Origin of the sequence: Chelatococcus asaccharovorans (assembly GCF_003201475.1) — a bacterium.
Classification (GTDB): Bacteria; Pseudomonadota; Alphaproteobacteria; order Rhizobiales; family Beijerinckiaceae; genus Chelatococcus; species Chelatococcus asaccharovorans.
The window spans coordinates 1-1,687 of record NZ_QJJK01000039.1; the positions used below are offsets into that span (position 1 = coordinate 1).

The following is a 1,687-nucleotide window of genomic DNA, read 5'->3' on the forward strand; positions in this document are numbered from 1 at the left end:
TCGATGAAGATCCTTGTGCCAGTGAAGCGAGTTGTCGACTACAACGTGAAGATCCGGGTGAAGGCTGATGGATCTGGCGTTGACCTGGCGAATGTGAAGATGTCGATGAACCCGTTCGACGAGATCGCTGTCGAGGAAGCGCTGCGGTTGAAGGAAGCGGGCAAGGCGAGCGAAGTCATTGCGGTGTCGATCGGCCCGGCCCAGTCGGCCGAAACGATCCGCACGGCGCTGGCGATGGGCGCCGACCGCGGCATCCTCGTCAAGGCGGAAGGCCGCGTCGAGCCGCTGGCCGTCGCCAAGCTCCTGAAGGCCATCGCCGCCAAGGAGGAGCCCGGTCTCGTCATTCTCGGCAAGCAGGCGATCGACGACGATTCCAACCAGACCGGCCAGATGCTGGCGGCGCTTCTGGGGTGGCCGCAGGGCACCTTCGCCTCGAAAGTGGTGATCGGCGACGGCACGGTGGACGTGACGCGTGAGGTCGATGGCGGCCTGCAGACCGTCGGCCTGAAGCTGCCGGCAATCGTGACGACCGATCTCAGGCTCAACGAGCCCCGCTATGCCTCGTTGCCGAACATCATGAAAGCGAAGAAGAAGCCGCTCGACGAGACGACGCCCGAGGCGCTCGGCGTCGATGTGACGCCGCGGCTGACGATCGTGAAGACGAGCGAGCCGGCGGGCCGCAAGGCGGGCGCGAAGGTGGCGTCGGTGGCGGCGCTCGTCGACAAGCTCAAGAACGAGTCAGGAGTGCTCTGATCATGACGACATTGCTTGTCGCCGACCATGACAATGCCACCGTGAAGGATGGCACGTTCCGGGCGCTCACGGCGGCGCGGGAACTGGGCGCTCCGGTTCACGTGCTGGTCGCCGGTGAAGGCGCGCGCGCCGCAGCCGAAGCCGCCGCCAGGCTCGAGGGTGTGGAGAAGGTGCTTCTCGCCGAGGCGCCGATCTATGCGCATGCCCTTGCCGAACCGCTGGCCGATCTCATCGTCAGCCTGGCCGGGGGCTATGACGCGATCGCTTCGGCCGCCTCGACCACGGGCAAGAACGTGCTGCCGCGGGTCGCCGCCCTGCTCGACGTCGTGCAGATCTCGGACGTGACGAAGGTGCTCGGGCCGAAGAGCTTCGAACATCCGATCTATGCCGGCAACGCCATCGAGACGGTGGAGACCGCCGAGCCGAAGATCGTCATGACGGTACGCACGGCGACCTTCGCCGCGGCGAAGGAAGGCGGAGCGTCGGCGCCGATCGAGAGCGTGAACGCGGCGGCGGACCATGGCATCTCCACCTTCAAGGGTGAGCAGGTGGCAACCAGCGACCGGCCTGAACTCGGTTCGGCCAAGATCATCGTGTCAGGCGGCCGGGCCCTCGGCTCGTCGGAGAACTTCACCAAGGTCATCGAACCGCTGGCCGACAAGCTCGGCGCGGCGATCGGCGCCTCGCGCGCGGCGGTTGACGCCGGCTATGCGCCGAACGACTGGCAGGTCGGCCAGACCGGCAAGGTGGTCGCCCCCGAGCTCTATGTGGCGGTGGGCATCTCCGGCGCGATCCAGCATCTCGCCGGCATGAAGGACTCGAAGGTCATCGTCGCCATCAACAAGGACGAGGAAGCGCCCATCTTCCAGGTGGCGGACTACGGCCTCGTCGGCGATCTCTTCACTATCGTGCCAGAACTCACCGAAGAGCTTGG

General features: G+C 66.2%; 2 protein-coding genes. Both read left to right on the forward strand.

Translation table 11 applies throughout. From position 1 onward, the window contains the following. Positions 1-3: 3 nt before the first annotated feature. Positions 4-753: an electron transfer flavoprotein subunit beta/FixA family protein gene (locus C7450_RS33410; protein ID WP_110378718.1), complete on the forward strand. Its 750-nt coding sequence runs from the start codon at positions 4-6 to the stop codon at positions 751-753. Positions 754-755: 2 nt separating this feature from the next. Then, positions 756-1,687, forward strand: a 932-nt coding sequence (locus C7450_RS33415; RefSeq protein ID WP_110378717.1) for an electron transfer flavoprotein subunit alpha/FixB family protein, incomplete at its 3' end; no start/stop codon positions are given.

Coding starts and splice junctions, on each gene's coding strand:
- C7450_RS33410 (WP_110378718.1), top strand. CDS start 4: ATGAAGATCCTTGTGCCAGTGAAGCGAGTTGTCGACTACAACGTGAAG.